The organism is Fibrella musci (genome assembly GCF_041321105.1).
Taxonomy (GTDB): domain Bacteria; phylum Bacteroidota; class Bacteroidia; order Cytophagales; family Spirosomataceae; genus Fibrella; species Fibrella musci.
Genome location: NZ_JBGGWD010000001.1, coordinates 774,595 through 801,415, shown reverse-complemented (window position 1 = coordinate 801,415; position 26,821 = coordinate 774,595). Strand labels below are relative to the sequence as shown.

22 protein-coding genes are annotated in these 26,821 nt (G+C 57.1%); 13 read left to right on the top strand and 9 right to left on the bottom strand.

The window, feature by feature from the left end:
• Positions 1 to 68: 68 nt before the first annotated feature.
• From ACAW74_RS03180 to ACAW74_RS03135, 10 genes are all read left to right on the top strand, one after another.
• Positions 69 to 1,523 carry a DUF3500 domain-containing protein gene (locus ACAW74_RS03180; RefSeq protein WP_370696737.1) on the top strand — a complete coding sequence of 485 codons (1,455 nt, stop codon included), beginning with the start codon at positions 69 to 71 and terminating at the stop codon, positions 1,521 to 1,523.
• A 123-nt stretch (positions 1,524 to 1,646) separates the two neighbouring features.
• Entirely contained in the window at positions 1,647 to 2,897 is a 1,251-nt protein-coding gene (locus tag ACAW74_RS03175) for a HupE/UreJ family protein (RefSeq protein ID WP_370696736.1), read from the top strand.
• A 70-nt stretch (positions 2,898 to 2,967) separates the two neighbouring features.
• Positions 2,968 to 3,774, top strand: coding sequence for an FHA domain-containing protein (locus tag ACAW74_RS03170; protein WP_370696735.1), 807 nt, complete (start codon positions 2,968 to 2,970; stop codon positions 3,772 to 3,774).
• A gap of 67 nt (positions 3,775 to 3,841) precedes the next feature.
• The gene (locus ACAW74_RS03165) at positions 3,842 to 4,753 is read left to right on the top strand and encodes a hypothetical protein (RefSeq protein WP_370696734.1); all 912 of its coding nucleotides are present in this window, start codon (positions 3,842 to 3,844) and stop codon (positions 4,751 to 4,753) included.
• Positions 4,740 to 5,348 carry an FHA domain-containing protein gene (locus ACAW74_RS03160; RefSeq protein WP_370696733.1) on the top strand — a complete coding sequence of 203 codons (609 nt, stop codon included), beginning with the start codon at positions 4,740 to 4,742 and terminating at the stop codon, positions 5,346 to 5,348. Before ACAW74_RS03165 ends, ACAW74_RS03160 begins: the two co-directional genes overlap by 14 nt.
• A 32-nt stretch (positions 5,349 to 5,380) precedes the next feature.
• Positions 5,381 to 6,169, top strand: coding sequence for a PP2C family protein-serine/threonine phosphatase (locus ACAW74_RS03155; RefSeq protein WP_370696732.1), 789 nt, complete (start codon positions 5,381 to 5,383; stop codon positions 6,167 to 6,169).
• The gene (locus tag ACAW74_RS03150) at positions 6,156 to 6,965 is read left to right on the top strand and encodes a caspase family protein (RefSeq protein WP_370696731.1); all 810 of its coding nucleotides are present in this window, start codon (positions 6,156 to 6,158) and stop codon (positions 6,963 to 6,965) included. The genes ACAW74_RS03155 and ACAW74_RS03150 overlap by 14 nt, the downstream gene beginning before the upstream one ends.
• Before the next feature lie 34 nt (positions 6,966 to 6,999).
• Positions 7,000 to 8,877 carry a serine/threonine-protein kinase gene (locus tag ACAW74_RS03145; protein WP_370696730.1) on the top strand — a complete coding sequence of 626 codons (1,878 nt, stop codon included), beginning with the start codon at positions 7,000 to 7,002 and terminating at the stop codon, positions 8,875 to 8,877.
• Positions 8,878 to 8,886: 9 nt separating this feature from the next.
• Positions 8,887 to 9,903 carry a tetratricopeptide repeat protein gene (locus ACAW74_RS03140; RefSeq protein ID WP_370696729.1) on the top strand — a complete coding sequence of 339 codons (1,017 nt, stop codon included), beginning with the start codon at positions 8,887 to 8,889 and terminating at the stop codon, positions 9,901 to 9,903.
• Positions 9,904 to 9,946: 43 nt separating this feature from the next.
• A complete protein-coding gene (locus tag ACAW74_RS03135) occupies positions 9,947 to 11,650 on the top strand; it encodes a LamG-like jellyroll fold domain-containing protein (protein WP_370696728.1) in 1,704 nt (567 codons plus the stop codon).
• A 2-nt stretch (positions 11,651 to 11,652) separates the two neighbouring features.
• Here ACAW74_RS03135 and ACAW74_RS03130 read toward each other — a convergent pair whose 3' ends face one another.
• Complete coding sequence (locus ACAW74_RS03130; RefSeq protein ID WP_370696727.1) at positions 11,653 to 12,705, bottom strand: asparaginase; 1,053 nt, start codon at positions 12,703 to 12,705, stop codon at positions 11,653 to 11,655.
• Positions 12,706 to 12,744: 39 nt separating this feature from the next.
• Positions 12,745 to 13,182: an NUDIX hydrolase gene (locus ACAW74_RS03125; protein ID WP_370696726.1), complete on the bottom strand. Its 438-nt coding sequence runs from the start codon at positions 13,180 to 13,182 to the stop codon at positions 12,745 to 12,747.
• Positions 13,183 to 13,394: 212 nt separating this feature from the next.
• Here ACAW74_RS03125 and ACAW74_RS03120 point away from each other — a divergent pair, with 212 nt between their 5' ends.
• A complete protein-coding gene (locus ACAW74_RS03120; RefSeq protein WP_370696725.1) occupies positions 13,395 to 14,105 on the top strand; it encodes a ThuA domain-containing protein in 711 nt (236 codons plus the stop codon).
• Between the two features lie 78 nt (positions 14,106 to 14,183).
• Here ACAW74_RS03120 and ACAW74_RS03115 read toward each other — a convergent pair whose 3' ends face one another.
• From ACAW74_RS03115 to ACAW74_RS03100, 4 genes are all read right to left on the bottom strand, one after another.
• Complete coding sequence (locus ACAW74_RS03115) at positions 14,184 to 14,825, bottom strand: inorganic pyrophosphatase (RefSeq protein WP_015331778.1); 642 nt, start codon at positions 14,823 to 14,825, stop codon at positions 14,184 to 14,186.
• A 174-nt stretch (positions 14,826 to 14,999) separates the two neighbouring features.
• Positions 15,000 to 15,974 (bottom strand): glycosyltransferase family 2 protein, encoded by a 975-nt coding sequence (locus ACAW74_RS03110; RefSeq protein ID WP_370696724.1) that lies wholly within the window; start codon positions 15,972 to 15,974, stop codon positions 15,000 to 15,002.
• 140 nt (positions 15,975 to 16,114) lie between these two features.
• Positions 16,115 to 16,858: a tRNA1(Val) (adenine(37)-N6)-methyltransferase gene (locus ACAW74_RS03105; RefSeq protein ID WP_370696723.1), complete on the bottom strand. Its 744-nt coding sequence runs from the start codon at positions 16,856 to 16,858 to the stop codon at positions 16,115 to 16,117.
• A 106-nt stretch (positions 16,859 to 16,964) separates the two neighbouring features.
• Positions 16,965 to 17,762, bottom strand: a complete 798-nt coding sequence (locus tag ACAW74_RS03100; protein WP_370696722.1) for a hypothetical protein — start codon at positions 17,760 to 17,762, stop codon at positions 16,965 to 16,967.
• A 137-nt stretch (positions 17,763 to 17,899) separates the two neighbouring features.
• Between ACAW74_RS03100 and ACAW74_RS03095 the strand changes: the two genes are divergently transcribed.
• The gene (locus ACAW74_RS03095) at positions 17,900 to 18,079 is read left to right on the top strand and encodes a hypothetical protein (protein WP_370696721.1); all 180 of its coding nucleotides are present in this window, start codon (positions 17,900 to 17,902) and stop codon (positions 18,077 to 18,079) included.
• Between the two features lie 2 nt (positions 18,080 to 18,081).
• On the opposite strand, the gene ACAW74_RS03090 is transcribed toward ACAW74_RS03095, so the two are convergent.
• Entirely contained in the window at positions 18,082 to 21,576 is a 3,495-nt protein-coding gene (locus tag ACAW74_RS03090) for a methylmalonyl-CoA mutase family protein (protein ID WP_370696720.1), read from the bottom strand.
• 172 nt (positions 21,577 to 21,748) lie between these two features.
• Between ACAW74_RS03090 and ACAW74_RS03085 the strand changes: the two genes are divergently transcribed.
• Entirely contained in the window at positions 21,749 to 22,651 is a 903-nt protein-coding gene (locus tag ACAW74_RS03085; protein ID WP_370696719.1) for a TraB/GumN family protein, read from the top strand.
• Between the two features lie 87 nt (positions 22,652 to 22,738).
• Here the strand turns inward: ACAW74_RS03085 and ACAW74_RS03080 are convergent, their stop codons facing one another.
• Positions 22,739 to 25,702 (bottom strand): PD-(D/E)XK nuclease family protein, encoded by a 2,964-nt coding sequence (locus ACAW74_RS03080; protein WP_370696718.1) that lies wholly within the window; start codon positions 25,700 to 25,702, stop codon positions 22,739 to 22,741.
• A 184-nt stretch (positions 25,703 to 25,886) separates the two neighbouring features.
• Positions 25,887 to 26,753 carry a sugar phosphate isomerase/epimerase family protein gene (locus ACAW74_RS03075; RefSeq protein ID WP_370696717.1) on the bottom strand — a complete coding sequence of 289 codons (867 nt, stop codon included), beginning with the start codon at positions 26,751 to 26,753 and terminating at the stop codon, positions 25,887 to 25,889.
• Positions 26,754 to 26,821: the final 68 nt, after the last annotated feature.

Here is a 26,821-nt window from a genome sequence, read left to right as displayed (position 1 = left end):
CCTAAAATGTGTTTTGACCTCAACACTAAACGCCGGATGGGCGTACTGGGTGATAAAGCGTCTACTCTATGCGAATCACCTTCCCTGTGAAACCGTGGCTGATGGCCGGTTTGCTGGTTAGTTTTGTCGGTCTCGACGCCTGCAAGCAGGATAACACGACGACCGTTACCCCAACCTCAGCTACAGTGTCAGCGCTGAACTGTGGGTCGGCTACGTTCTCAACCACCGCTGTCAGTGGCTCGGCTTACGTAGCTACCGCGACGGTACCGTATACGGGCGGAAACGGCACGGCGTATGCGGCGGGGACGGCCATCGCGTCAACGGGTGTAACGGGGCTCAACGCCACGCTGCAGGCAGGTACGTTGACGAGCAGCAGCGGTAACCTCACTTACAGCGTTAGCGGTACGCCGTCGGGCGCGGGTACGGCCACGTTTGCCCTCAGCTTTGGCGGGCAGGCCTGCAACCTGGCGTTGACGGTCGGCTCCCCCGGCTCGGGCACGACCACCAGCAATGCGTCGTCTACCGTCACGGCGATTATGTCGGTCACGACCAGCGCCAACACCAGTTGCGCCAACTCGACCGGGGTGGCCAAACTGGTTTGCTTGACCGAAGCGTTTAAAGCAACGCTGAGCAGCACACAGCTTGCCACCACACAACTCACCTACACCAAAGCCAACGCCCAGAAGTGGTCGAACCTGCCTGCTTCGCTGTCGAGCCGTAACGGTATCAGCCTGGGGGCGTTAAATGCCACTCAATTGGCGGCTTTCCGCGATCTGATGGTGGCCTTGCTGGGGCTGGGTGTTACCGGCGAAAGCTACGACGAGATGCTGGGTAACCTGGTTGCCGACGATTACCTGGCCACGGCCGGTGGCGGTGCGGGCTACGGAGCCGGGAATTACTACCTGTCGATTTTAGGTACGCCCAGCCCGACGGGCTTATGGTCGATTTTGTTTACGGGCCACCATTATACGCAGCCGTATACCTTCAATGCGGGGCAGGTTACGGGCGTAACGCCGGCCTTTCGGGGTGTGGAGCCAGCCTCTGTTGTGACATCGGACAGCCGAAGCTACCAACCTTTTGAGCAGGAACGGCTGGCTTTTGCGGCTATGTTGACGGGACTGAGCAGCACAGAGCAGACCACGGCCAAGCTGTCATCGACGTTTTCAGACTTAGTGCTGGGTCCAGGCAAAGACGCGCAGTTTCCGGCCACGCGGGTAGGCCTGCAGGTGGGCGGCCTGAGCGCTGACAAGCAGGCGCTGGTGCTGAATGCTATCAAGCTATATGTCAACGATCTGGAGCCTGCTACGGCGGCAACCCTCCTAACCAAGTATACCTCGGAACTGGCCAACACCTACATTGCCTTTTCGGGAACGGCCGCCGTGGCGACGCAGAATGATTATGTGCGAATCGACGGCCCCAGTGTCTGGATCGAGTTTTCGTACCAGGGGGGCGTGATCATCCGCAATACGCCGCACCCGCATTCGGTCTGGCGCGATCGCACGGGTGACTACGGTGGTAACTAAGAAAATGAACGGTGCATCATGAGCAGTGGGCAACAGACAATAAGGGGGATATGGAGCCGTCTGGTCGGGTGCATCGTTCATTTTCTATTGGGGCTACTGAGCTGGTCGGCCATCGCTCATCCAATGCCTAATTCGGTGGTGCTGCTCAACGTGCACGCCGACCGAATCAGCGCGGAAGTGCAAGTTCCGTTGAGCGAACTACAACCCGCATTTGGGCGGGCTGTCAACGATTCGGCGAGCCAGCTGATTGACCAACTCGGTCCTCAGCTGCGGGCTTATCTGGTTAGCCACATCCGCCCCCAAAGTCCCGATGGGCGCTACTGGACGGTAACGGTGGGTACGTTGGCGATGCAGGAAACGCAGAACCCCATCAACGGCACCTACCGCGAACTGGTGGCCCAGGTGCAACTGGTGCCCCCGCCCGGTGCCAGCGTGCGGCAATTCAGTTTTCACTACGATGCCGTACTCCATCAGGTCGTTACGCACAAAATTCTGGTATCCGTCCGGCAGGACTGGGAGCGGGGGCAGGTGGCGGAGCAGGCGCCCGCGCAGGTGGGCGTCATCGAACTGGATATCGTCAATAACCGCATTTTACCGTTACCTGTCAGGCTGGAAGGCGGGAGCGTCTGGACAGGCTTTCGGAGCATGGTCGCGCTGGGTATTGAGCACATCGCCGACGGCACCGACCACCTGCTGTTTTTACTGGTGCTGCTCTTACCCGCCCCACTCCTGCGGGTCGCGCCACGAAAGGCCGGGCCACGATTGGCCGGCAACCGCTGGGGGCGCTTTGGTGGCGTTCGGTACAGCCTCACCAACCTCGTCTGGATTGTGACTGCCTTCACGTTGGGGCATTCCATCACGCTGCTGCTGGGCGCGGTGGGCTGGGTACGTCTGCCATCGCAGCCTATCGAAGTGCTCATCGCCATGTCGATTCTGGTATCGGCCATTCACGCGTTTCGGCCCGTCTTTCCGGGTCGGGAAGCCTGGGTTGCGGCTGGCTTCGGCCTGATACACGGTCTGGCGTTTGCCAATACCCTCACCGACCTCTCGCTGGATGCCAGACGCATGGTGCTGAGTATCTTAGGGTTTAACCTGGGTATCGAACTGATGCAACTGTTTGTGATTGCGTTGACGATTCCGTGGTTGATTCTGCTCAGCCAGACGTCGGTCTACGGCTGGGTACGTCGTGGCGGGGCGCTGATCGCCGCCGTAGCGGCCGTGTCTTGGTTGGTAGAGCGTGTTACCCAGCAACCCAACCGCGTAACCACGTTGATCGAGCAACTGGTAACCTACGCGCCCTATGCCTTGGCCGTGTTGGCAGGTACGTCGCTGTTACTGACGTATCGGCTGCGGCAGTCACCGCAACAGGCATAGGTGCTTTGGGCGGTATGTGCCCATTTCATAGTAAATTGTTGTAAGTTGCTTACCGAATGACCCCTGGGCCATGACGTACTCAACTAAACCCACAGACTCGGTTGCCGCGGCCATCGAGACGCTGAGTCAACTGCCGCGCTATTCGATCGGCCGCACGGTTGGTAATACCATTGTGGTGCCCAACGCGCGCGTTAGCAGTCAGCACGCAATCCTGATTCGATGTTCCGATCAGCTGTACGTACTGGAAGATCTGGCCAGCAAACACGGCACGTTTGTCAACGACACACGGATCACCCGCAAACTGATCGGCCCGGACGATGCCCTCCGGTTTGCCGACATGCCGTTTTCTCTGGCCGATCTGTTACGCCAGGTACCCGTGTCGGTTTCGGCGCCCGCACCGGCGATACGCTCCACACCGGTGCCTCAAACCCCACCGCTGATGTCGGCTGGGTACGTTACCGCAGCAGCAAATGACGGTTTACTCGATTTTCGGGCGGAATTTGCCGAACTCAAAGCCGTTTTCGAGCAGTATCCTCAACTTCGGCGCGACTGCCGGAGCCGTGACAAAATGATCCGGACGGGCAGCGTCATCGTTTCATCGGTGGTGGGGGTGAGCGCCGTATTGGCCTCGGGTGGGGCTCTGGCGGGGTTTGGGTTGTTGCAGGTGCTGTCGGGTGCTGGGTTGAGCATGCTCATTCCGACCCTCTGTTCCACGTTGCTCTCGACGGATGAAAAACTCGAACTGATCGACAAAACGTATCGGGAGCGATACCGTTGCCCCAACCCAGCCTGCCGCGATCCGTTTGGCATGCGGGAATGGGAACAACTGGCTCAGCAAAAAACCTGTCGCCGCTGCAAAGCCATCTGGGCCGATTAGACCCCGTGCGTAACCCCTTACCTTTCGGGTCAACGAGCGATACATGGCCACGCTTACTCGTACATGCATGAATCAGGACTCTACCTATATACAACGGCCGGCCGAATCGGCAATGGCCAGTGGCTTGTCGGATGGAACCCGGCGGCGCGTTGGCATTTCGGCGGCGGCGATGCTGTTGGGCGGTGGTGCGGCCTTAGGGCTGATTCCACGCGCCGGCGAACCGCCCCAACGGCCTACCGTCCCGACGGATGAAGCAGCGCTACCCCCGGGTGCTGCCGTGGCGACCACCGTCGACGACTCGATGACTTTTGGAGAAGCGTTTGCGGCGGCGCGGGCTGAGGTAGGCCCCGGCGGCGTTTTTCGTTGGCACGGACGGCCCTACAACACGTTCTGGCAGGAAGAATGGGCCGATCTGTCGCTGGCGCAACGGCAGGAATACGCCGAACAGGTGCTCAATACCGACCTACCCGTTCGGCAGATGGCTGCTGCTGGTGAATGGAACGTACCCAGCCACACCGTCGCGATGATGGGTAAACCCACCGTAATCGAAGGCTACGTGGGCGACCGCCGGGTGATGGGTGTCGACGACGACAACGACGGCACGATCGACGCACTCGTTATTGCGGGCGAGGATGGTACTACCTACAAGGTTGTGGACCGTGTGGGCGACGCCGGGCTGGACACCTTATATGAATACGATGCCGTGGCGGGTGAATACCAACTGCTCCACGCATTGCCGACCCCGACGGTGCTGACCAACGGGCAACTAAGCGCCAACCTGGAAGAGGCCATGTCGAAGCAGGTGATCAATGAACTCCTGGCCGACGAACTGCCCACGGCGACCCGACTGCATCCGGCGGCCCACGTTGACACGTCAGACGACGATCAGTTCGATGATGACGTTGTCGATGACTCCTACATCAACGATGGCGATGTGGACGACATGGACCACGCGCCTCATGACCATGACTCTGAGTAAAATCAGCCTGATGAATTGCCAGCATTGTGGTCGGAAGATCATGCTGCGTCCGGCCGATCTGGAACGGGGATTCATCATTTGTTCGCACCTCAACTGCGGCGCCACCAATCAGCTCATACCCTCTATTGAATATGATCCACGACTGGCCATCGACCTGCCCGCTCACGGTCACCTAACGTACCTGAACGACTCAGCCGTGGTGTTACACCTGAAGCTCGGTCTCAACGTGCTCGGCACCAGCGATTCGTGCAGCGCCCGCGTGGCGCGGTATATGCACCGGGGCCGCTGTTACATTAGCCGACGGCACTGTTCATTGACTGTTGCCTTCGATCAGTGGACCGGTACGCTCCGCTATCAGCTTCAGGATGGTGCGCCCGACCCGGCAGATGGCCCCGATACACACAAGCCCAGCCTGAACGGAACTTGGCTCAATGGGCAGCGACTTCGCCCGTCTGAGATGATCGACGTTGGCGACGGCGAACTAATTTCACTGGGTGGGGCCGACTCGTTCCAACTGTCGCACGCCAATATCGATCCTATTCTACGCGAGACATACCGAATCGACTCCGACTTTAACGCCGACCTGACGCAGTGACCTACACGCTACAGCCTCCTCTCGGGTTTTCGATGATTGGCCGACGCCCGACGAATCAGGACGCGCTGTGGCCACCGGTGGGGCAGGCTAACCCCGCCACTCGCCTGTTTATGGTGTGCGACGGCATGGGCGGTGCCGACCGGGGCGACGTGGCAAGTCGGTTGCTGATTGAAGCAATAGGGCATTACGTGGCCGCCTGGAACAACCCGGTTCTGGACAGTGTACACCTGCAAACGGCCATCGACATGGCCTACGAAGCGTATGCATTTTTCATGAATCAGCATCCAACCGTCAACCGGATGGGGTCCACCATGGCACTACTGCAACTGCACGAGCGCGGCGCATCGCTGGCCCACATCGGCGATAGTCGGGTATACTGGCTGCGCGACGGGCAACTGCTGTTTCGGACCAACGATCATAAGCGCGTCAACGAACTGGTGGCCGATGGTGTGCTGACCGCCCAACAGGCCCGAAACCATCCGTGGCGTAACCGTCTGAGCCGGGCCGTGCTGATGCACCGAGACCCGGCGGGGCTACACCGGTCGCCCGCACAACCTGATCTGCTGCTGATCGACGAGCTGCGGCCGGGCGATTGTTTTTTTCTCTGCACCGATGGGGCGCTGGAACACCTCGATGATGCTGCTCTCACGGCCATCCTGACGACCGACAAACCCGATGCAGTGAAGATGCAGACGTTGTTGGCCACCTGCGACGAACGTACCCAGGACAACTATTCAGCCTACCTGATTCGGCTCGAAGCCGTCGAATCAGGCGTTACGCTTCCCGCTTCCCCCAAACCCGTGGCCAATGAAACCATTTAGCCGAATATACGCGCTGCTGGCTGGTCTGTGCGGCTGCCTGGGGCTGCCATCGGCGTGGGCGCAGGGGCAGACCTACGCCGTGGTCGTGGGCATTGCCGACTACAAAGCGCTGACCTACCAGACCGGTGATTTGCGCTATGCCGATCAGGATGCCCGGCGGGTAGCCGCGTTTCTGGCTAGTCGGGTAGGGGGGCAGGTCACGCCGGCGCGGTTGCGGCTGCTGACCAACGAACAGGCGACGGGGGCAGGTATCCGGTCGGCCATGCAGTTGTTTACAAAAGCCCAACCAACCGACCGGATTGTGCTGTATTTCTCGGGCCACGGCCTGACCGACAGCTTCGTGCCCTACGATGTACGCCCCGATGACCCGCAGTCGCTGTTGACCTACGCCGATATCAAAGGGGCTTTTCGGGCGTCGGCTGCCGGGGTGAAATTGTGTATCGCCGATGCCTGCCTGTCGGGCAATCTGACGCGGCCGACCCGACCCCCGACCAACTTGACGCCCAAGCCCGTAAAAACGACCCGGATAACCTTACCCGGTACGAACGTGGCGATGCTGCTCGCCAGCCGGTCTACTCAGATGGCTGTTGAGGATAAACAGTTGCTGGCCGGTACGTTTACGTATTTTTTATTAAAAGGTTTACAGGGGGAAGCCAACAGGAATGGAGATAATCTGTTGACCATTAAAGAGTTGCACGACTATGTAGTGCCCCGGGTTAGAAAGTTATCGAAAGGGAAGCAATCACCAGTTTTTTATGGACGCTTTTCCGATACATTGCCATTGGCGTATTTTTGAGGATTGGTATACAAATAGCTTGTAGACTGAGCGCATGACTCCACACATCGATACGTTCTCCGACTTCAAACGCCGATACCCCATTCGGCCTGCTGACCCGGCCACCTGGCTGGGTAGTGGCTCATATGGGCGGGTCGTGAAGGTGGAAGATCAGGTCGAGACCGAGTGGGTTGCCATCAAAATCAGTGAATTCAAGGGCGAAGACAGTCAGTCGCTGCGGGCAGAGGTCGAACTCGCCCAACGCATTCCCCGGCACGCCAATATTGCCCGCTACGATAGCTGCTACCGCTTCGAAACCGATGCCAGCGTCAGCGATTTCGCGGTGATGAAGTATTACCACGACGGTAATCTGGCAAAATTGCTGAAGCACCACAAGCTGACCCCAATCGAACTGTATGACCTCACGAAAGGCATCCTGCTGGGGCTGCAACACCTGCACCGTCAGCGTATCGTGCACCGTGATTTCAAACCGGCCAACATTCTCATTTCCCGCGATAATCAGGGTCGGCTGGTACCCAAAATTGCTGATTTCGGTCTGAGCAAACTCGTAAACGGCGAGGCCGCCCTCGATCAGTCTGATTTTGACCTGAGCGACGGGCGTGGCACACCATCCTATAAAGCACCCGAGCAGATTGAAGGGGGGCGGGTAAGCTACAACCTCGACCTGTGGGCGTTCGGCGTAGTGCTCTATGAAATGCTGTTGGGTGAAAAACCCTTCGGTGCTGACCGCCCTACCGACAGCGAGCAACGCGTGCGCCGTACCGTTGAACGAAAAATCATGGCGGCTCGTCTCCCTGCCAACGTAGAGCAGATTGCCGAGCCGTACCGCACCATCATCAAACGATGCCTGGTGCGCGATCTCTACCAGCGGGTGCGCCGGGCCGATGAACTCCTCGATTTACTCGATAGCGCGGCCAACCCCGACCGGCCCGATTCGATTCTGGTGCACAGCAACGTACCTGAGCACACGTCAGATGAGCCGACGGATCTCTTCAGCGAAGAACAAACTGATCTGTTTGGCCAGACCGATCTGACTGACTTGCATACGGACCTGGCCGTTGAGCCAACCGAACAACTCGACGAACCAGTTGCTCCGCCCGTTCGGGGGAACGTACTCGGCGCTCAGGCCAATCAGCGCGGGTTCAGGCGAAAAATAGGTCGAGTGCTCATACCAGCGGCGCTGTTGCTGGGGGCTGCTGGCGTCTATCTGTACGTGTCAGGCAATCACAGTCAGGCTACGCCCAGCCGGAAGGAGCCGACTGTAGGTGCTCAGGACAAAGCCAGCAAACCGGCAGGTGGAGCCAATGAGCCCATTGCCTTGCTGACGACGATGGCCTCGACCACAGCAGCGGGTCCGCTCCCGAATACGGTGGTCGATCAGTTGTTGCAACGGGCGCGCACGGCTTTCTACCGGGAGCAATACCCGCAGGCGGTGTTGTTGGCCGATAGAGGGCTCCATCAGGCTCCGCAGCGGCAAGACCTGATCCGGTTGAAATCGCTGGCGCTGGAACGCATCGCCGCCAAACCAACATCGCCCGTTCCGACCAAGCCCGCGTCTGCTACGGTAACCACGGCGACGCCCGTTGCTGACGGCCCGGATGCCAGTGTGGCTGTGCAACAGGCGCAGCGCAGTTATGATCAGCTTATCGAACAAGGCGCTGGCGCCATCACCAATGGAAACCGAAAAACGGACGCCATCAACGCTTTTTCCGAAGCGCGCCTGCTGGCCGATAAGTACAAACTAAACACCGACCGGGGCCATGAACGGTACTTGTTTTACCTGGAAAAAGGCGACCGGATTTTTGATCGTGATGAACGTGAAGGGGCCCTTTTATGGTATCGGGTGGCCCAATCCATTGAGAACACGGCAGAACTAAAGGCCAGAATTAAAAAGTGTTCTCAATTGCAGTAAGTGACTATTATGCCATTTTATCTACGTCGATACAGTCTGTTCTTGTTTCTGCTGGCAGCGTGGCCGCGCCTAGCCACAGCGGCTACACCCATCGACCGCAGCAGGATAAGCATTCAATACATAGATGAGGAATACGATGCCTACCGGCGCAAAGGCGACACGTTCTTCAAAGCTGGCCGCTATAGCGAAGCGCGTCAGCAGTATCAGAACTGCCTGGAGGTGCCCGGCTTCGAGAATGACGAATACGCCAAAGGGCGCATTGAAGTAACAACCCGCTGTCTGGCACTGTTGCAACAGGCTGACGACGCCCTGCAAAACCAGAACGATACGCTCGTCGTGCAGACGCTACAACAGGTGCTGAACCTGAACCCTGCCGACGAATTACTGATCAGCCGTATTGCTGAACACTATGAACTGGAAGGCAACAACCTGTTTGCCAATGACCGGTTGATCGAAGCCCGGACATATTACGTGCGTGCGGCTACATACGCCCGGCAAATTCGGAATCGGGTGAAAATGAGCACGCTGGATACCCAGATTCGGGCGATTGATGTTCGTCTTGATCAACTCGAAAACGAACGCGAGGCCTTTCTGCGAACGGCTCCACGTAAGCTGCCTAAAGCCATGCCAGCTTTACCCGTCAAGAGTCGGGTCGATCCAACAAAGCCGCTGCTAAAGATTGGCCTTGCCGTCATTACGGCTGGCTCTGGCTTGTTGGCCTATAGTCTGGGGCACGATTTCGAGGTAAAAAAAGAACAAGTGGAACGGCTCAACGCTGAGTTTGATCTGAATAACGACGGCATCTTGGACAAGCCCGACCAGTCTGGTACCTATAAGGATGCAGCCGAGCAACTTCAGAAAGCGGCTGAGCAGCAAGGCCTCTATCGAATTTGCCTGGGGGTGGCCACCGCCGCCTTGTTAGGCGAAGCATACCTGTTTCTGCATAAACCTCGGCCCCGTCCGACCAATTTATTCTGGCGGCCGTCGGCTACGAGCTATGGCCTGACGATCGGTTACCGATTCTGACGGTCGTTTTGTAACTTTACCTTTCGTTACGTTTGTTTACCTTATGACGCGTCGCCTCCCAACACTCTACGCCACCTTGTGCCTGTTGATGGGCTGTGCGTGGCTTTGGGGATGCGGGGCCTGGGAATTGCCTCCGTTGAAAATTCAGCGCAATTGCGATAAGCCCGGCGCAAAAATTGTCGTCGATGCCAATCAGCTCCAAGTCAAACTATCGTTGGGCGAAACACACGACATCGATAGCGTACGCTGGGATTTCGGCGATGGCACGACCACAGGGGCTAAGGCGCAGACCAGCGTAACACGTACCTACACAACCCCTAATACGTATACTGTCAGCGCCACGCTGATCAACGCCTGTGGTGAACAGATCCCGATTTCGCAGGTGGTCAGGGTAACTAACGTGGTGAAGCCTTCGATTGTAACGCTGGAAGATCTCGAACTGTCGTATACCACCGCCCGTGTGCGCGTCCAATTGGTCAGCACCGGCAATGCCCCCATCACACGCTATGGTATCTGCTGGTCAGCTACCAGCACGTCGCCAAGCATCGAAAATGGCGATAGCAATACCGTAGGCATGGTGCCAACCCCGTCTGTCAACACGCCGATTGCGGTACAACTCACCCGATTACAGGCCAACACCGCCTATTGGTTTCGTGCGTTTGCCATAAACGCCGAAGGGCAAATCGGCTACGGCCTGGCGCTCGATCGCCGCACCAACCGCTATCCTGAAGCTGCCATTATCGACGTAGGCTGCACGGCCGACTGCTACACCACGGCTCGCATAAATTGGCGCCTGACCGACCCCGGTTTGCCGCTGGTAAAGCAATATGGAGTGGCTTATTCACTGACCAATAACCTGCCTGAGATAACCAATGCGCAATCGATGGAGGCAGATGGGCCAAACGCACCGATCATGCTGTCGGGATTGCTGGCGGGCCGGTCGTACTACATGCGGCTCTATTGCCAAACCCCGGTCGGCGTTTATTACGCACCGGGTCCGGCAACCGTGTATCAAACGCAGAGTACGCTCAACCGGGGTATGGTGCTTGACCTGCCTTTCTTCGATCCGCAATTCAATGCGCCCTCGCTTAACGATCAGAGTGGTAATAACAACGACGGCACGCAGAAGAATGGATCGCCACTGTACACCACCGACCGCAAAGAGCTAGCGCAGCGTGCGCTTCGGTTGCAGGGCCGTCCCAACGATTATTGCTACGTCGCCGATGCGCCGGCGCTTCGGCCTGACGCGCCGCTTTCCATCAGCATGTGGTTTCGGGTTGGTACTCCCGCCGATACCATGACGCTCTTCAGCAAGGCGCGGTTTGCCGATGGCGCCGGTGACCAATACAACTGCCTGTTGATCAATCCGGACTCGCCGACTGAACGCGCGATTAGCGTCTTTATCAGGCCGGGGGCGAATTGCCCGCGGGGAGAATTGGGCAGAACCATATCGGCCGTGTACAGCATTCCGCCTTTTGCCTACAAAGGATGGAACCACCTGGTAATGACCTATGGCAACTCGACTGGCAGTGCCGCCGTGACGCTCTACCTGAATGGGGAACGACTCAGCGATATACGTATTTACCCGACCACCGACCGACTGACCAATGACTGTCAGTTCGGCGAGCTGAAATTTGGTGGATGCAGCGCCCGTACGCCCTACTATTTCAACGGAGCGCTTGACGACATCCGGCTCTACCGGCGCGAGCTGAGCGAAGTTGAAGCCAAAGAATTGGCTAACCAGTAAGGTTAACTGCTCAGCTCACCCCGCAACGACAGGCCTAATTGCTGAGCCACCGTACCGGGATACGGAAACTGCCCAAGCAGCACCATCAGTTTCGTAATGGCGGCCTCAGTAGTCATATCGGCCCCGCTGACCACCCCAATCTGTTGCAGGCGTGTGCTGGTCTGATACTGTCCCTGCGTAACGCGGCCTCCTTCGCACTGCGACACGTTTACGATCACCACGCCCCGGCCAATGGTTTCGCTGAGGGCCTCGGCAAACCACGGGTCTGTAGGGGCATTACCCGCACCGAAGGTTTCCAGCACAATACCCCGTAAACCCGGAATGGACAGAATCGCTTTGACTACAGCGGGTGTAATGCCCGGAAACAGTTTTAAAATCGCTACCCGATCCTCAACCGCTGTCTGTATGCTAAACGGCTGACCAACAGCCTGCCGCGCAATAAAAGGCCGGTTGTATTCGATACGTACCCCGGCCATGGCCAGGTGCGGGTAGTTTTCGGAGTGAAACGCATTAAAATGAACGCTCTCCTGTTTCTTGGCCCGGTTGCCCCGTAGCAGCAATGAATTGAAGTAGAGGCACACCTCGGGTACCACCGGACGGCCATCCTGCCGGTCGGCCGCAATTTCGAGGGCCGTGAGCAGGTTTTCACGGGCGTCGGTGCGGGCTACGCCGATAGGTAACTGAGCCCCCGTCAGGATCACCGGCTTCCCCAAGTTCTCGAACATGAAACTCAGCGCCGAAGCCGTATAGGCCATCGTGTCGGTGCCGTGCAGGATGACGAAACTGTCGAAGGTATCGTAATGATCGTAAATGAGCTGTGCCAAACGTACCCAGACGGCCGGTTTCATGTCCGACGAGTCAAGGATAGGCTCCAGCGTAATCAGGCTGATGTCGAAGTCGAGTCGTTGAATTTCAGGAACCCGGTCGATCACCTGGCTAAAGTCGAAGGGCATCAGCTGACCCGATTGCCGGTCGTAGACCATGCCGAGTGTGCCGCCCGTATAAATAACCAGCACTGACCCGGCCGGGTTAGGCGTTTTGTTGAGTTGAAGCATGTAGTGAATAAGCCAGCCAGGGGCAGGAGGGCAACGAATTTAGAAAAAGGGCTGGTCGATATAGCCTAGATAAGCCGTGGGCAGGAGCGCCGCATGGTAGTCGAGGATGGCCTCGCCCACGTTGGGGTACAGATTCAGGTCGGGAAGGGCATCGAGCGGTTGCCACACAATAGCGCGGGCTGTGGTATGTTCGGGGTTCAGCGTCGGTTCGCCACCGAGCCAGTCGCCCATAAACACACAATGAAGCACATCTTCACGACGACCACCGTTATTGACCACCCCGCAGAAAAGCAGCTGCGATACCTGAATGTGAATACCCAGTTCTTCGTGCAATTCGCGTTCGAGGGTCGCTTCCAGGTCTTCGCCGGGGTCGGGGTTACCGCCGGGCAGCGCAAAAACATCGGTGTCGCCGTAGCGGTAATGCATGAACAAAACGGAATCATTTTGGCGCAAAACAACAGCGGGACGAACTTTCATACGGTGGATTACTTAGTGAAAACTGAGCAAACCGGTGGTTGATGCCGATTGCTTTTCTGACTATAGTAAGCTACAAAGAAATCAGAAGCTAGCCAAGAAAAAACCGCTAGGGGCGGAAAAAGAGTCTGGCGACGAAAACCAAGGCTGCGGAGAAGTATGTAGGTTCATTGCTGGCCTTTTCGTGGAAATCATCTCGTAGATATCAAGCTACCATGCGTCGTTTCTTCTGTACTGTTGGCCTATTGGCTGTTGCTTTCTGCGCGCAGGCGCAGGACGCCCTTCTCGTATTTTCTAAAACAAAAGGCTATCGCCACGCGTCGATCGGAGCCGGTAAACGGGCGATCATGAAGCTGGGAAGCGAAAACGGCTTCCGAACCGATACGACCGAAGATGCCTCGCAGTTTACGCTCGCCAACCTGAAGCGCTACAAAGCCGTGGTGTGGCTGTCGACGACGGGCGACGTGCTCGACTCGCTGCAACAGCAGGCGTTTCAGCAATACATTCGGCAGGGTGGAGGCTACATTGGCGTGCATGCCGCCGCCGATACCGAATATGGTTGGCCGTGGTATAACCAGCTTTGCGGGGCCTATTTCCTGAGCCATCCCAAGCAGCAAAACGCCGAAGTGGTCGTGGTGAATAAGAAACACCAGTCGACCAAGATGCTGCCTGACCGCTGGAAACGCTTCGACGAATGGTACAGCTACAAAAACATTGTTGAAGGCCCAACCGTGTTGGCTACGCTCGACGAAACCACCTACGAAGGCGGCAAAAACGGAGCGAACCACCCCATTGCCTGGTATCGTAATTTCGACGGTGGCCGCTCATTCTACACCGGCGGTGGCCACACCGACGAGTCGTACACCGAGCCGCTGTTCCTGCAACACCTCCTTGGCGGCATCCGCTGGACGATGGGCAAGAAGTAGTTAATTATGGATTATGAAATAGGGGTTATGAATTGGCTGACGCGAACTCATAACCCCTATTTCATAATCCATAATTCATTACAGCGCCTTGTAATCTTCGATCGCGGTGCGGATAACCTCGTGGGCTTCTTCGCGGCCGTAGATGCTGGCCAGTTCCATGACCGTGGGCTGGTCGGGCAGATTTTTGTAGGTCAGGAAGTAGTGTTGCAGGCGGTCGATGATGCCGTCGGGCAGTTCGCTCAGGTCGTTGAACGCCTCGTACATGGCATCGCCTTTCAGTACGGCAATGATTTTGTCGTCGGCCTCGCCTTTGTCGATCAGGCGGAAACCACCGATGGGGCGCGCTTGTAGTAGAATATCGCCGTGGGTAATGGTATATTCAGTCAGTACGCAGATGTCGAGCGGATCACCGTCACCTTCTTCGATCGTACGGCCGGTTTTGTCGGAAGCCAGTTTGGCAATACCATCGCCGCAGTAGGTCTGCGGGATGAAGCCGTACAGCGACGGAACAATGTTTGAATACTTCTGCGGGCGGTCGATTTTAAGGTAGCCGGTCTGCTTGTCGATTTCGTATTTGACCGTATCCGAGGGTACAATTTCGATGAACGCCGTCAGCAGGTCGGGAGCCGCGTCGCCGGGGGTAATGCCGTGCCAGGGATGCGCTTTCGACTGCGCCTTGACGGTGGTTTCAATTTCTTTGGTTGAGAATTCCGCTTGCATAATTGCTACTTGATAAAATTGTCTTATTCCGTGAAAGGGGAGGGCCTTAAAAACAATGTATCCCGGCAACCAGAACCCGTTAAGTGCTTCTCGCTGAAGCGGGTTATGATTGCCGGGATGGCCTGCGCGGCACGACTACCCGATTGATAACACAAAGATAAGACGAACGGTCAGCTAAACCGTCACTGTATCCGAGAAACCTATTTTTCGGGCAATTTGATACTCGGTGGTTCGGTTCGAGGCCTGCCGGATATAGAGCTCCGCCAGGAAGCCGGCCAGGAAAAGTTGCACCCCCAAAACGATGGCGATCAGCGCGAAATAAAACAGCGGATTGTCGGTGGCATTACGGTAGCGCAGGCCATGCGAAATATTGTACAATTTCTGGCCGACGATCACTACGGTACTGACCAGGCCCAGGAAAAAAGACAACGTACCCAGCCCACCAAAGAAGTGCATAGGCCGCTTGCTGAACTTGTGCACGAAGGCAATTACCAGCATGTCGAGGAAGCCGTTGATGAACCGTTCCAGGCCAAACTTGGTGCTGCCGTATTTGCGGGCGCGGTGCTGCACTACTTTCTCGCCAATGCGGGTGTAGCCGTTCCAGTTGGCCACGATTGGGATATTGCGGTGCATATCGCCATACAGGTTCAGCGATTTCACCACTTCCTGCCGGTAGGCTTTCAGCCCGCAGTTGAAATCATGCAGCTTGACGCCTGAAATCCAGCGGGCTACGCCGTTGAAGAGTTTGGTGGGCAGCGTTTTGGTGATCGGGTCGTAGCGTTTCTGCTTCCAGCCCGACACCAGATCGTAGCCCTGCTCGGTGATCATCCGGTACAGCTCGGGAATCTCGTCGGGCGAGTCCTGCAAGTCGGCGTCCATCGTAATCACCACGCGGCCCCGCGCAGCTTGAAAGCCCACCTGCAAGGCGGCCGTTTTGCCCATGTTACGCGCAAACCGAATAGCCCGCACATTCGGGTTAACCGACGCGAGCCGCTCGATCACGTCCCACGAGCGATCGGTGCTGCCATCATCCACAAAAAGTATTTCGTAGGTATATGCCTGTTCCGTCACGACCCGAACAATCCAGTCGTGCAGTTCGGGCAGCGACTCGTCTTCGTTGAAGAGCGGAATCAATAAGGTAAGTTGCATTCGCTGTGCTTCGCTTTAATGTACAATGAACAATGCCCAATGTACAATGGTGCGTTTAGACGGGATACGGCCTGTTTTGACTGGGCGGTATTAAAGAAGCGAAACTACTGTGCAGGGCGCCATTATTCACGATACGCCGCTCAAAAAATAAGGTAATATGGTTGCAGCAATGCCCGAAAGGCCGCCGTGTAGGTACGTCCGTCGGGTTCGTAAATGGCCAGCGTCGCTGGGGTAGGCTGGTCAGGTACGTTATCATCAGCCCTATCATCGAAGCGAAAGCTTACCAGATGCCGGAAAACTGGTTTCTGATCGTGATGGCGCAGGTGCAATTCGGCAGCGGGTACCAGAGTTGGCGAACCTGCGGCAGCTAGTTGGCGCAAAACGGCCATTTCGGGCGGGGGCAGTAATACCCACCACGTACCTGTCGGCGCCAGTAAACGCCGCACGGCTACCAGCAAATCGGCAAACGGAAGCTCGTCGGTATGCAGAGCCCGGTTAACGGCCTTGTCGGGCGAACGCAACGAGTTGACGTAGAACGGCGGATTCGTCAGAATATGGTCGTAGAGAAGGGGAGAAGGGAGAACGGGGGGCGGAATAAACTGTTGAATAGCCGTTTGGTGAACGGTAATTCGGTTGGCAAACGGGCTGGCGGCTACGTTCCCGGCGGCCTGTTGGGCGGCGGCATCATCCAGTTCCACGGCATTGATTCGGGCGTCGGCGTTGCGTTGAGCCGCCATGAGCGCCAGCAGTCCCGTGCCCGTACCAATGTCGAGCAGGTACGTTCCCGACTCAATCTGGGCCCAGGCACCCAGCACACAGGCATCCGTGCAGACCTTCATGGCCGTCTGGTCCTGCTGAATCGTAAACTGTTTAAAGCGAAACATGGGGAAGTAAGGAAGTTCAAAGTCTAATGTCCAAGATTCAACGCTGGCTGACGCCTATTTAATCGATTATCAGCCAACGTTGGACCTTGGACATTAGACCTTGAACCTATTTATTTTTCCGCTTATTACGCCAGTATTTGAAATCGGACGTGAGGTTTTCGAGGTAAAACGACGGTCCGATCGACAGGTAGAGTCCCGAATAGTTGATGTTGCTGTCGGGTACGTCGCGTTTCAGAATGAAGCGATAACCCGTGAGTATGTTGAAGCCAAACCAGTGGATTGGCCGGATGCCAAACAGCACCGGAAACTGGTAGGACGCCGATATGCCCACGCCCGCCGGAATGAAAATGCCCCGCGCCACTTCGCCCTCGCGCGTTTGGTCGCTGATGAGCTCGTAGCGGGAATGTCCATACCCAAATTCGAGCGGCATACTGACTTCAATGGCCTTCTTTCGGTAGAGATACGGCTCAAAAAAGAGGGTGGCGATCCGCAGGTAACGCTTGACCGACTCCGATGTGTTGGGCAGCAGCCCCGGCCGGTCGAGGGTCTGGTTGACAAAGTAGAAACCTGCCCCCGCCTTGAAGGCCGCCCGCAGCCCGCCCGGCTCGTGTTGCCGACGGGTGGGGTACAGAAAGCCCGCCCGGATGCCGTATACGCTGACGGGCACCCGCTTGCCGTTGTCGTTACGGGTATCTTCGAAAAAGAAAAACCGCTGATCGGTCGAGGCGGTAAACGTGAGCGATTTGGGCTGATCGACGCGCAGATTGACCGTATCGGGCGACTGTCCTGCGTTGGTGGTGAGGTTCGTGGGTTTACGAATATTGACTTGCGTTTGGGCAAGGGTCGCTTTGTAACTACCCATCCAGACGATACAGAGTAAAACAAAGCGCCATAGAGTGGTCATAACCGGTGAGAACAAAATGTAGTGATGTGAACAAAACCAACCGAAGGCGCAATGGTTTCAACGCCCAATTGAGTGGTGCTGACATAATAAAGCCGTTGTGGGTCGTTAAGACAGTACCCAACAACGGCTTTATTCACATGAAACGCTTTGTTCCGTATTGCCTGCTCATCGCTCTGCTTGGCCTCTGGAGCTGCGGCCCTGTGTTCACAACGTCTGGCTCCCGCCCCAACTACCCGCACGACAACGGCAAGCACAAAGGCTGGTACAAGCACGGGCGAGGGATGCCGCCGGGACAAGCCAAAAAGCGGGGCTGGTGACCCTACATATTCCGCCGGTATTGCCCGCCAACGGCATATAGCGCCTGACTCATCTGACCCAGTGAACAAACCTTGGCGGCTTCCATAAGCGAAGCAAACAGGTTGCCGCCGGTCAGGGCCGTTTGTTGTAGCTGTTGCAGCGCCTGCTCGGCTTCGCTTTTATGGCGCTCCTGAAATGCTTTGACGTTATCGACCTGCGCTCGTTTTTCCTCGTCGGTACTACGGATGACCTCGGCGGGGGTAATCGTGGGCGAACCGTTGGGATCGAGGAAGGTATTGACCCCGACGATCGGAAGCTGCCCGTTGTGCTTCAGCATCTCGTAGTGCATCGACTCTTCCTGAATCTTGCTGCGCTGGTACATGCGTTCCATTGCGCCCAACACACCGCCCCGCTCGTTGATAGCCAGAAACTCCTGATACACGGCTTCTTCGACCATATCCGTCAGTTCTTCCACCACAAACGAGCCCTGCAACGGATTTTCGTTTTTGGTCAGCCCAAACTCCCGGTTGATCACCAGTTGAATGGCCATGGCCCGCCGCACCGACTCTTCCGTAGGCGTGGTAATGGCTTCGTCATAAGCGTTGGTATGGAGCGAGTTGGTGTTGTCGTAGATCGCCAGCAGCGCCTGCAACGTCGTACGGATATCATTGAACGCAATTTCCTGTGCGTGGAGGCTCCGGCCCGAAGTCTGAATGTGGTATTTCAGTTTCTGGCTGCGCTCATTGGCCCCGTACTTGTGCTTCATCGCCTTGGCCCAGATGCGCCGCGCCACCCGGCCCAGTACCGTGTATTCGGGGTCCATGCCGTTCGAGAAAAAGAACGAGAGGTTCGGCGCAAAATCATCGATCCGCAAGCCCCGGCTCAGGTAGTATTCCACGAACGTAAAGCCGTTGGACAGCGTAAACGCCAGCTGACTGATGGGGTTGGCGCCCGCTTCGGCAATGTGATAGCCCGAAATGGAGACAGAATAGAAATTCTGAACGCGGTGCTGCGTGAAGTATTCCTGAATGTCGCCCATCATCCGGAGCGCAAACTCGGTCGAGAAAATGCAGGTATTCTGGGCCTGATCTTCCTTCAGAATATCGGCTTGCACCGTACCGCGCACTTTCCGCAGCGTATCGGCTTTGATCTGCTCATACACCTCTGCCGGAACCACCCGGTCACCCGACGTACCCAGCAGCGCCAGCCCCAGTCCATTGTTGCCGTCGGGCAGATCGCCGCTGTACCCCACCCCTAGCCCCTCCCCTGAAAACCAGGGGAGGGGGATCGCGCCAGCGTATTCCGAGGATGTTCCCCTCCCCTGGTTTTCAGGGGAGGGGCTAGGGGTGGGGTTAGCGGCCAGCCACTGTTCCACCTGCTGATCGATGGCGGCGTTGAGAAAGAAGGCCAGCAGCATGGGGGCTGGTCCGTTGATGGTCATCGACACGCTGGTGGCGGGGTCGCAGAGGTCGAAGCCGGAGTAGAGTTTCTTGGCGTCATCGAGGGTGCAGATGCTCACGCCCGAGTTGCCCACCTTGCCGAAAATGTCGGGGCGCAGGGCGGGGTCTTCGCCGTAGAGTGTAACCGAGTCGAACGCCGTGCTGAGGCGTTTGGCCGGCATTCCTTTCGAGACGTAGTGGAATCGCCGATTGGTGCGCTCTGGGCCACCTTCGCCCGCAAACATCCGCGTGGGGTCTTCGCCGTCACGCTTCAGGGGAAACACGCCTGCTGCATAGGGAAACTCGCCAGGTACGTTCTCGGTCATGAGCCAGCGCAGCACATCGCCCCAGTCGGCATATTTGGGTAGGGCTACCTTCGGGATGCGCAGGTGCGACAGCGTTTCGGTATACAGCGGTTGTCGGATGGTCTTGTCACGTACCTGAAACTCGTAGAAATCGGCCGTGTAGCGCCGCTGCATTTCCGGCCACTGGGCCAGCAACTGTTTGGCGGTGGGGTGCAGTTGAGCTTCGATCTGCTCATAGAACGGCCGTACATCCTCGATGCCCATCGCCAGCACACCGTCGAGCTGATACCACTTGCGGGCCAGCGCCACCTGCTGCTCCACGAAGGCATCGTAGCGGCGGCTTTCTTCCACGATCTCCGCCAGGTAACGTACCCGGTCGGGGGGTATAATAGCAGGGTATGCCTTCGGTGCAGGGATAGCGGGGAATGGCTGGGCCATGCCGTTCCCTGCTACACCCTGCGCCGAAGGCATACCCTGCTCCATGCCAAGCAGCGCGACAGCGCGTTCAAACAGCGTATTCATGCCGGCGTCGTTAAACTGCGCGGCCATTGTTCCCAGAATAGGCAGTTGTTCGTCGGGCGTTTCCCAGTCGTTGTGGTTGCGGCGGTACTGTTTCCTGACGTCGCGCAGCGCATCGAGCGAACCGCGCTTGTCGAATTTGTTAATGGCAATCAGGTCGGCAAAGTCGAGCATATCGATCTTTTCCAGCTGCGTCGCCGCGCCATATTCGGCGGTCATCACGTAGAGCGTCTTATCGGCGTGCTCGGTGATCTCGGTATCTGATTGCCCAATGCCCGACGTTTCTACGATGATCAGGTCGAAATTGGCCGCTTTGCAAATGTCGATAGCCTGCTGAACGTGACGGCTCAGGGCCAGGTTGGCCTGCCGGGTTGCCAGCGAACGCATATACACGCGCCCGGCGCTCACGGCGGGGTTCAGCGTATTCATCCGAATGCGGTCGCCCAGGAGCGCCCCCCCCGTTTTGCGTTTCGACGGATCGACCGAAATAATCGCCATGGTCTTCTCTGGGTACGTTCGCAGGAAACGCAGCACCAGTTCATCGACCAGCGACGATTTGCCCGCGCCGCCCGTGCCGGTGATGCCCAGAACGGGGGGAGCCTGCGTTGCAGGGATGCCGTTGGCGCGGGGATGCCGTTGGCGCAGGGCTTGCAGGGTTTGGGGCGAGGGCGAGTTACCGTTTTCTGCTTCCGTAATCAGACGGGCGATCGTGGCAAACAGATCGTCGTCTACTCCCTGCAATCCCTGCCTGCCCTGCGGCGAAGCCACACCCTGCGCCACGCAGTGGCCCAACAGATCATCGATCATGCCTTGCAGGCCCATGGTGCGGCCGTCGTCGGGGCTGTAGAGGCGCGTGATGCCGTAGGCGTGGAGTTCGTCGATTTCACGGGGCAGAATGGTGCCGCCGCCCCCGCCGAAGATGCGGATATGGCCCGCGCCGCGTTCGTGCAGCAGGTCATACATGTACTTGAAAAACTCGATATGCCCACCCTGATAGCTGGTGATGGCAATGCCCTGAACGTCTTCCTGAATGGCGCAGTCGACAATCTCGGCAACAGAGCGATTGTGGCCCAGGTGAATCACCTCGGCGCCCGATGCCTGCAATAGCCGCCGCATCAGGTTGATGGCGGCATCGTGGCCGTCGAACAGCGACGCCGCCGTGACGAGCCGGATTCGGCCCGGTTGGGTGGGCGTAGCCGTGGCCGTAGCGTTGCCCGGTTGCGTTTCCTGTGTATGTGTTGATGACGTAATCATATAGGTAAAGATAAGGGTGGTAGGCTAACCGTTCGTGGCTCGTAACGGCAAGTTATGAGCGCGTTGATGAAGACAATAAATGAGCAGAAAATCATAGATAAACCGCTTTTCTCGTTGCTATTTTGTCCTGATGAACGGGGCCTGTTTACGTACAGGCCTCGCTACAGGACTCTTGAAACGAACGAATTACCTGTTTACCGCCTGCCTGCTGCTGTGGTCTGCCCTGTCTGGTCAGGCGTTGGCGCAGGACGCGACTCTGTTCTACGAAATTACGGGGAAAAATCTACCGGCCCCATCCTATCTCTTCGGCACCTTCCACCTGATCTGCCCAACCGACCTGACGCTGACCGAAGGAACGCGGCGGGCGTTTGCCGAAACGCAGCAGCTTTATCTGGAACTGGACGTGGACGACTCGACCATGCTGGCCGAAATGCAGCGGGCAATTCTGTTGCCAGCGGGTAAATCGGTGCGTGATTACCTCGTCCGAGAGGAGTATGACCTGCTCGATACGTACCTGCGTTCGTCGGTGGGGCTTGGCCTCGATCAGTTGGGGAGCGTCAAACCGCTTGGGTTGACATCAATGGTCTATATGTCGATGCTGCGTTGCGAGCCTGCTTCCTACGACCTGACTCTGGCGCAACTGGCTGCCGACGCCCGGAAGCCTGTGCTGGGCCTCGAATCGCTGAACGCCCAGTTGAAGGCCCTCGACCAGAAACCCATCGCTACGCAGTACCACGAACTGGTCGAGCTGGTGCGGAATCCCAAACAGGCGAAGGCTGAGTTTAATGAGCTGCTGACCGTCTATAAATCGGGCGACTTGAACAAGCTTGGCGACCTGATGAAAAGCAGCAAATACGCGGGCGACTTGAAGGAACTGGAGGAGAACCTGCTCAATGCCCGTAATGCCAACTGGATTCCGGTGATTGAGCAGGCTGCCAGCGTTAAGCCCACCTTTTTCGCCTTCGGGGCGGGCCATCTGATAGGTGAGAAGGGTGTCGTTGCGCTGCTCCGCCGCCGGGGCTACACCGTACTCGCCATCTACGAATGCACGATGGAGCCGGTGAAGAAAGAATGAATAATGAACAATGAACAATGAACAATGGGGCTGGCGCTGTTTTATAGCTGGCGCCAGCCCCATTGTTCATTGTTCATTATTCATTGTTCATCGTCCGCAGATCTTGTTATAGTGGCAATACTGGCACTGCTCGATCTGGTTGGTCATGGCGAAAGGCTGGGCCTTATCGAACATGCGCCGCACCATCTGGCGCAACAGGTTTTCGGTTTCAGCGATGTAGGTAGCGGGGTCGTTATCATCGGAGAAGGCGACGCGGTTGCTCAGAAAACGCGGGTCTTTCTGAAAGGTGCGGAGTGAATAGAAACCCGCTTCTACAGGTACGTTGGGGTACTGATTTTCTTTTAGAATCAAGTACTTATAAAGCCACAGCTGCCTAATTTTCTCCCAGCGATTGCCTTCATCGGCCAGCAACATCAGCGATTCGCCCAGCGTCGTTGGGTCGACTTTGGTGGGCAGATCGACCTTGCCTGATTTGTAATCCACGATGCGAATAGTACCGTTGCCGAGGCGTTCGAGCCGGTCTATTTTGCCACCCAGTTTCACCGTCACCACTTCGCCATTGCCCAGATCGACCGGCAGGTACGTGATCAGGGTACGTTCGGTAGCCAGCACCGTAATGCCTTTATCGAGGGTTTCGCGGTTTTGGTAATCCTGAAACGCCTGCATCAAATCGTGTGCAAGCTGGTAGAACAGCAGGTTATAGCCCGTGTCTGACACGCGCCCGCCCATCACGTTGCGGTATTCGCGATCGAGCAGGGTCTTTACTACCTCCTGCGTAACGGGCTTGCCCAACATCCGGTATTCCTTGTCGAGGTTTTCCATGGTGTTGTGCAGCCAGGTACCAAACTCAGCCACGTCGATGCGCTCGTCGACCTCTTCTTCCTCCCGAATCCCCACGATCCGTTCAAAATAAAAGCGCATCGAACAGGCAACGAAGTGGTTCAGCGCGGTCGGAAACAGCCCTCGCTCAGTCAGGTACGTCTTCAGACTCTCGCGGATGGTCTCGGTTTTGGGTACGTTCAGCACCACGCTATCGGGTCGGTCGGCCAGATCGACGCGCAACAAGGGCTTGGTCAGGCGGATAGTACCGTTGGCACGAGGGACCAGTTCGTGCTCGATCTGCCGTAGAAACCGGCTGGGTTCACCTTTACCTTTGCCATAGGCATCGGCTGCCGTGGTGTACAGAAAGGTCACGTCGGTGGCGCGCTGAAGCAGCCGGTACAGGTGGTAGGCCGTAATGGCTTCCTGCTCGCGGTAGGTGGGAAGGCCCACTTCCGTGGCAATATCGAAGGGAATGAGCGAGTTGAGGTGGCGCGATTGGGGCATAATGCCCTCATTGGCCGACAGCACAATCACCCGATCAAAGTCGAGCGTCCGGGTTTCGAGCAGACCCATCAACTGCACGTTGCTGTCGCCCTCGCTCGTGAACGGGATGGTCGTTTGCCGGATCAGTTCGTAGAGAAACTGCTGGAAGCTCTTCAGCGTAACGGCTGGTGAACCCGGTGTCTGGGCTTGCCGGGTCAGCGTGGTTTCGAGTTGCTTTAGCAGGCTGAAAAACAGGTACAGGTATTCGATCTCGATGGTATCCTGAGCGTCGCGGTACACTTCGCGCAGCAGGTCGACGAGGTTAAACAGGGCGCGGATGGCCACTACGGGTTCGTCGGCGGGCCAGCGTTTGAAGAGCACATCGAACAGTTGATCGCCCTGGCCCAGTTCAAGCAGTTCCTGTTCGTCGAGGTAGGCGCGTTTGCCCGTCACCACTTCGGCCAGCATCCAGTCGATCAGGGGTTTGGGGAGCTCATTGTCCCGATCGGGAGCCATGAGCGTGTGGATTTTCTCGTAGTGCCTGACAAACGGGTGGTTCAGCAACTTCACAACCTGCCGGTGGTGGAACTTTGGCACTTTCTCGGTCGGCTGGCCAGGCGCTTTGAACTCCATCAGTGTGCGCTGCATCTCAAACAACGTATCGATCAGCGTGAACAGCAACGAGTTGCGCAGCGTCAGGCCCATTGTCACGTTCAGTTCGCGCACCGATTCGTGCAGGGCATACAGCACCGGCACCAGCAGCGTTTCATCCGCGAGAACGATCGCCGTGCGCCCCCCCCCCGCAGCGGTGGTCGACACCAACTGCCCGGCTACTTTGGCTTGCAGAGAGGCGGTGGGCAGGCCCATCATCTGGAACTGCTTGGGCGTGGTTGTCAGGCTATCGCCGACGGTCACGGTTTGGGCGTCGCTCTGACCAACGTACCCGGAGCGGTCTTTGAAGCCCGGCAGGCCGCTTTCTTTGTATTTGCGCAGAAAGAAGCCCGCCTCCTGCTCGCGGTCGGCGAGGTAGTAGCTGTCGGCATCCCAGATCAGCTCGGCGCGGTCGGTGCTGGTGAGTACCCGGATGATGTGTTCTTCGCAGGCCGAGAGGGCATTGAACCCGACGAAATAGATTTTCTCGTAAACCCCCGGCTTGTCGACAATCAACGAACGGACGCCATCAGCGAGCAGGCGGTAGGCCATACCCCGGTAGGCTAGTTCGTTGTCGAGCAGGCGTTTGCGGAGTTTGTAATAAGCCGCTTTGAGGTTGCTGAACAGCCCGAAGTAATGCGAGAGGGCCTTACTATCCGTTTTAAACGGCAACTGCTGCGGCGTATCGGGCGACCAGCGCTCAATGGCTTTGGCCTCCGTCAGGTAGTTGAACAGATAGTCGGGGTCAATACGGTACAGGTCGATGCGGTCGAGGTCAGCGAGCAACACTGACGCCCAGCCTACAAACTGCTCAAATTCGACATTCTTGTCGAGTTCGCGAAATACCTCATACAGCTCAAACAGCAGGCTGACATTGTCGATCAATTGCACACCTGCTGCTTCGGTGATGAAGTCATCGACGGCCACCATGTGCGGGGCGAGCATGGGCCGGTCGGTGAGTTGGGTGAGTTCCTGTTCAAAGACCATCACGGCGCGACGGGTGGGCAAAATCACCCAGACGTTGTCCATCGGCTGATGGGCCTTCGCGCTGTGTTTGGCGAAAATGTAATTGGCTGTCTGTTGAAGAAACGTCACGGCAAGCGGGCTAACGGATAACGAAGATACGCCCGTCGCGCCGAATCCATGTCAACTGGCAAGTCGCTTCCGACATACCGTTTGCCCGATAGTGCGCTACTACCCAGCCTGTCAAGAGACTAGCAGCAAAAAGGTCGCTCGTTTCAGGAGCGACCTTTTTAGAATCTACACACTCATTTAGAATCTACACACTCAGCTTTTTCACATTGGCGAAGCTAATGGCGATGGCTTCGAGCGGCGTGCCTTTGCTGACAACGTCCTGCTCGACGAAGAAGTGTTTGATACCTGCCGTTTTACGGGCGTCCATGATGCGCTGGAAGTTGATCGAGCCGGTGCCCACTTCGGCAAATTCCCGCTTTTCGGTTTTAGCAATGTCTTTCAGGTGCACCATCGGGAAACGGCCGGGGTTCTCCTTAAACATCGCCACGGGGTCTTTACCCGCAAACGTAGCCCAGTAAAGGTCCAGCTCCATTTTCACCAGGTTCGGGTCAGTGCCTTTCAGCAGCAGGTCATATGGCACCTGCCCTTCGAGCGGCTGAAATTCAAAATCGTGGTTGTGGTAGGCAAACTGGATACCCGCTTTTTTGCAGGCTTCCGCCGATTTGTTGAACAGATCGACGTAGCGTTTGTAATCGTCGAGTTTGGTACGTTCCTGCGGAAACAGGTAGGCGCAAGCCATGTACGACTGCCCCAGTTCTTTGGCATGGTCGATGGCCTTGTCCCAATCTTTCTGCATCTGTGGCACCAGGAAGTGGCCGCTGGGGGCTTTCAGGCCCAGCCCGTCGAGCATCGAGCGGAGTTCTTTGGGCGTTTTGCCGAAATACGTGCCGTTGTTGTAGCCAAACAGCTCCAACTCTTTGTAGCCGATCTCGGCCACGCTTTTCAACGTACCTGCCAAATCCTTAGTCACTTCGTTGCGAAGCGTATACAATTGCAGCCCAACGCTGCTGAGGGGCTTGGCCAGGGCGGCCGTGCGGCTCAGGAAGGGAAGCGAAAGGGCCAGTGCGCCGCTGGCTTTGAGGAAATCCTTGCGCGAAATAGAGTTAGTCATGACAGGGTTGACGGTTGTCGTTTGAGGTTTATCGTTGTGCCAATACGTGAATGGTCGCTATCATAGGC

Bases quoted from the DNA above. Each gene is read 5' to 3' on its own strand.
- ACAW74_RS03130 (WP_370696727.1), bottom strand. From the start codon at position 12,705: ATGCTTCAACTCAACAAAACGCCTAACCCGGCCGGGTCAGTGCTGGTT.
- ACAW74_RS03125 (WP_370696726.1), bottom strand. From the start codon at position 13,182: ATGAAAGTTCGTCCCGCTGTTGTTTTGCGCCAAAATGATTCCGTTTTG.
- ACAW74_RS03095 (WP_370696721.1), top strand. From the start codon at position 17,900: ATGAAACGCTTTGTTCCGTATTGCCTGCTCATCGCTCTGCTTGGCCTC.
- ACAW74_RS03110 (WP_370696724.1), bottom strand. From the start codon at position 15,974: ATGCAACTTACCTTATTGATTCCGCTCTTCAACGAAGACGAGTCGCTG.
- ACAW74_RS03175 (WP_370696736.1), top strand. From the start codon at position 1,647: ATGCCTAATTCGGTGGTGCTGCTCAACGTGCACGCCGACCGAATCAGC.
- ACAW74_RS03180 (WP_370696737.1), top strand. From the start codon at position 69: ATGCGAATCACCTTCCCTGTGAAACCGTGGCTGATGGCCGGTTTGCTG.
- ACAW74_RS03120 (WP_370696725.1), top strand. From the start codon at position 13,395: ATGCGTCGTTTCTTCTGTACTGTTGGCCTATTGGCTGTTGCTTTCTGC.
- ACAW74_RS03140 (WP_370696729.1), top strand. From the start codon at position 8,887: ATGCCATTTTATCTACGTCGATACAGTCTGTTCTTGTTTCTGCTGGCA.
- ACAW74_RS03150 (WP_370696731.1), top strand. From the start codon at position 6,156: ATGAAACCATTTAGCCGAATATACGCGCTGCTGGCTGGTCTGTGCGGC.
- ACAW74_RS03075 (WP_370696717.1), bottom strand. From the start codon at position 26,753: ATGACTAACTCTATTTCGCGCAAGGATTTCCTCAAAGCCAGCGGCGCA.
- ACAW74_RS03135 (WP_370696728.1), top strand. From the start codon at position 9,947: ATGACGCGTCGCCTCCCAACACTCTACGCCACCTTGTGCCTGTTGATG.
- ACAW74_RS03170 (WP_370696735.1), top strand. From the start codon at position 2,968: ATGACGTACTCAACTAAACCCACAGACTCGGTTGCCGCGGCCATCGAG.
- ACAW74_RS03090 (WP_370696720.1), bottom strand. From the start codon at position 21,576: ATGATTACGTCATCAACACATACACAGGAAACGCAACCGGGCAACGCT.
- ACAW74_RS03160 (WP_370696733.1), top strand. From the start codon at position 4,740: ATGACTCTGAGTAAAATCAGCCTGATGAATTGCCAGCATTGTGGTCGG.
- ACAW74_RS03165 (WP_370696734.1), top strand. From the start codon at position 3,842: ATGAATCAGGACTCTACCTATATACAACGGCCGGCCGAATCGGCAATG.
- ACAW74_RS03115 (WP_015331778.1), bottom strand. From the start codon at position 14,825: ATGCAAGCGGAATTCTCAACCAAAGAAATTGAAACCACCGTCAAGGCG.
- ACAW74_RS03155 (WP_370696732.1), top strand. From the start codon at position 5,381: ATGATTGGCCGACGCCCGACGAATCAGGACGCGCTGTGGCCACCGGTG.
- ACAW74_RS03145 (WP_370696730.1), top strand. From the start codon at position 7,000: ATGACTCCACACATCGATACGTTCTCCGACTTCAAACGCCGATACCCC.
- ACAW74_RS03105 (WP_370696723.1), bottom strand. From the start codon at position 16,858: ATGTTTCGCTTTAAACAGTTTACGATTCAGCAGGACCAGACGGCCATG.
- ACAW74_RS03100 (WP_370696722.1), bottom strand. From the start codon at position 17,762: ATGACCACTCTATGGCGCTTTGTTTTACTCTGTATCGTCTGGATGGGT.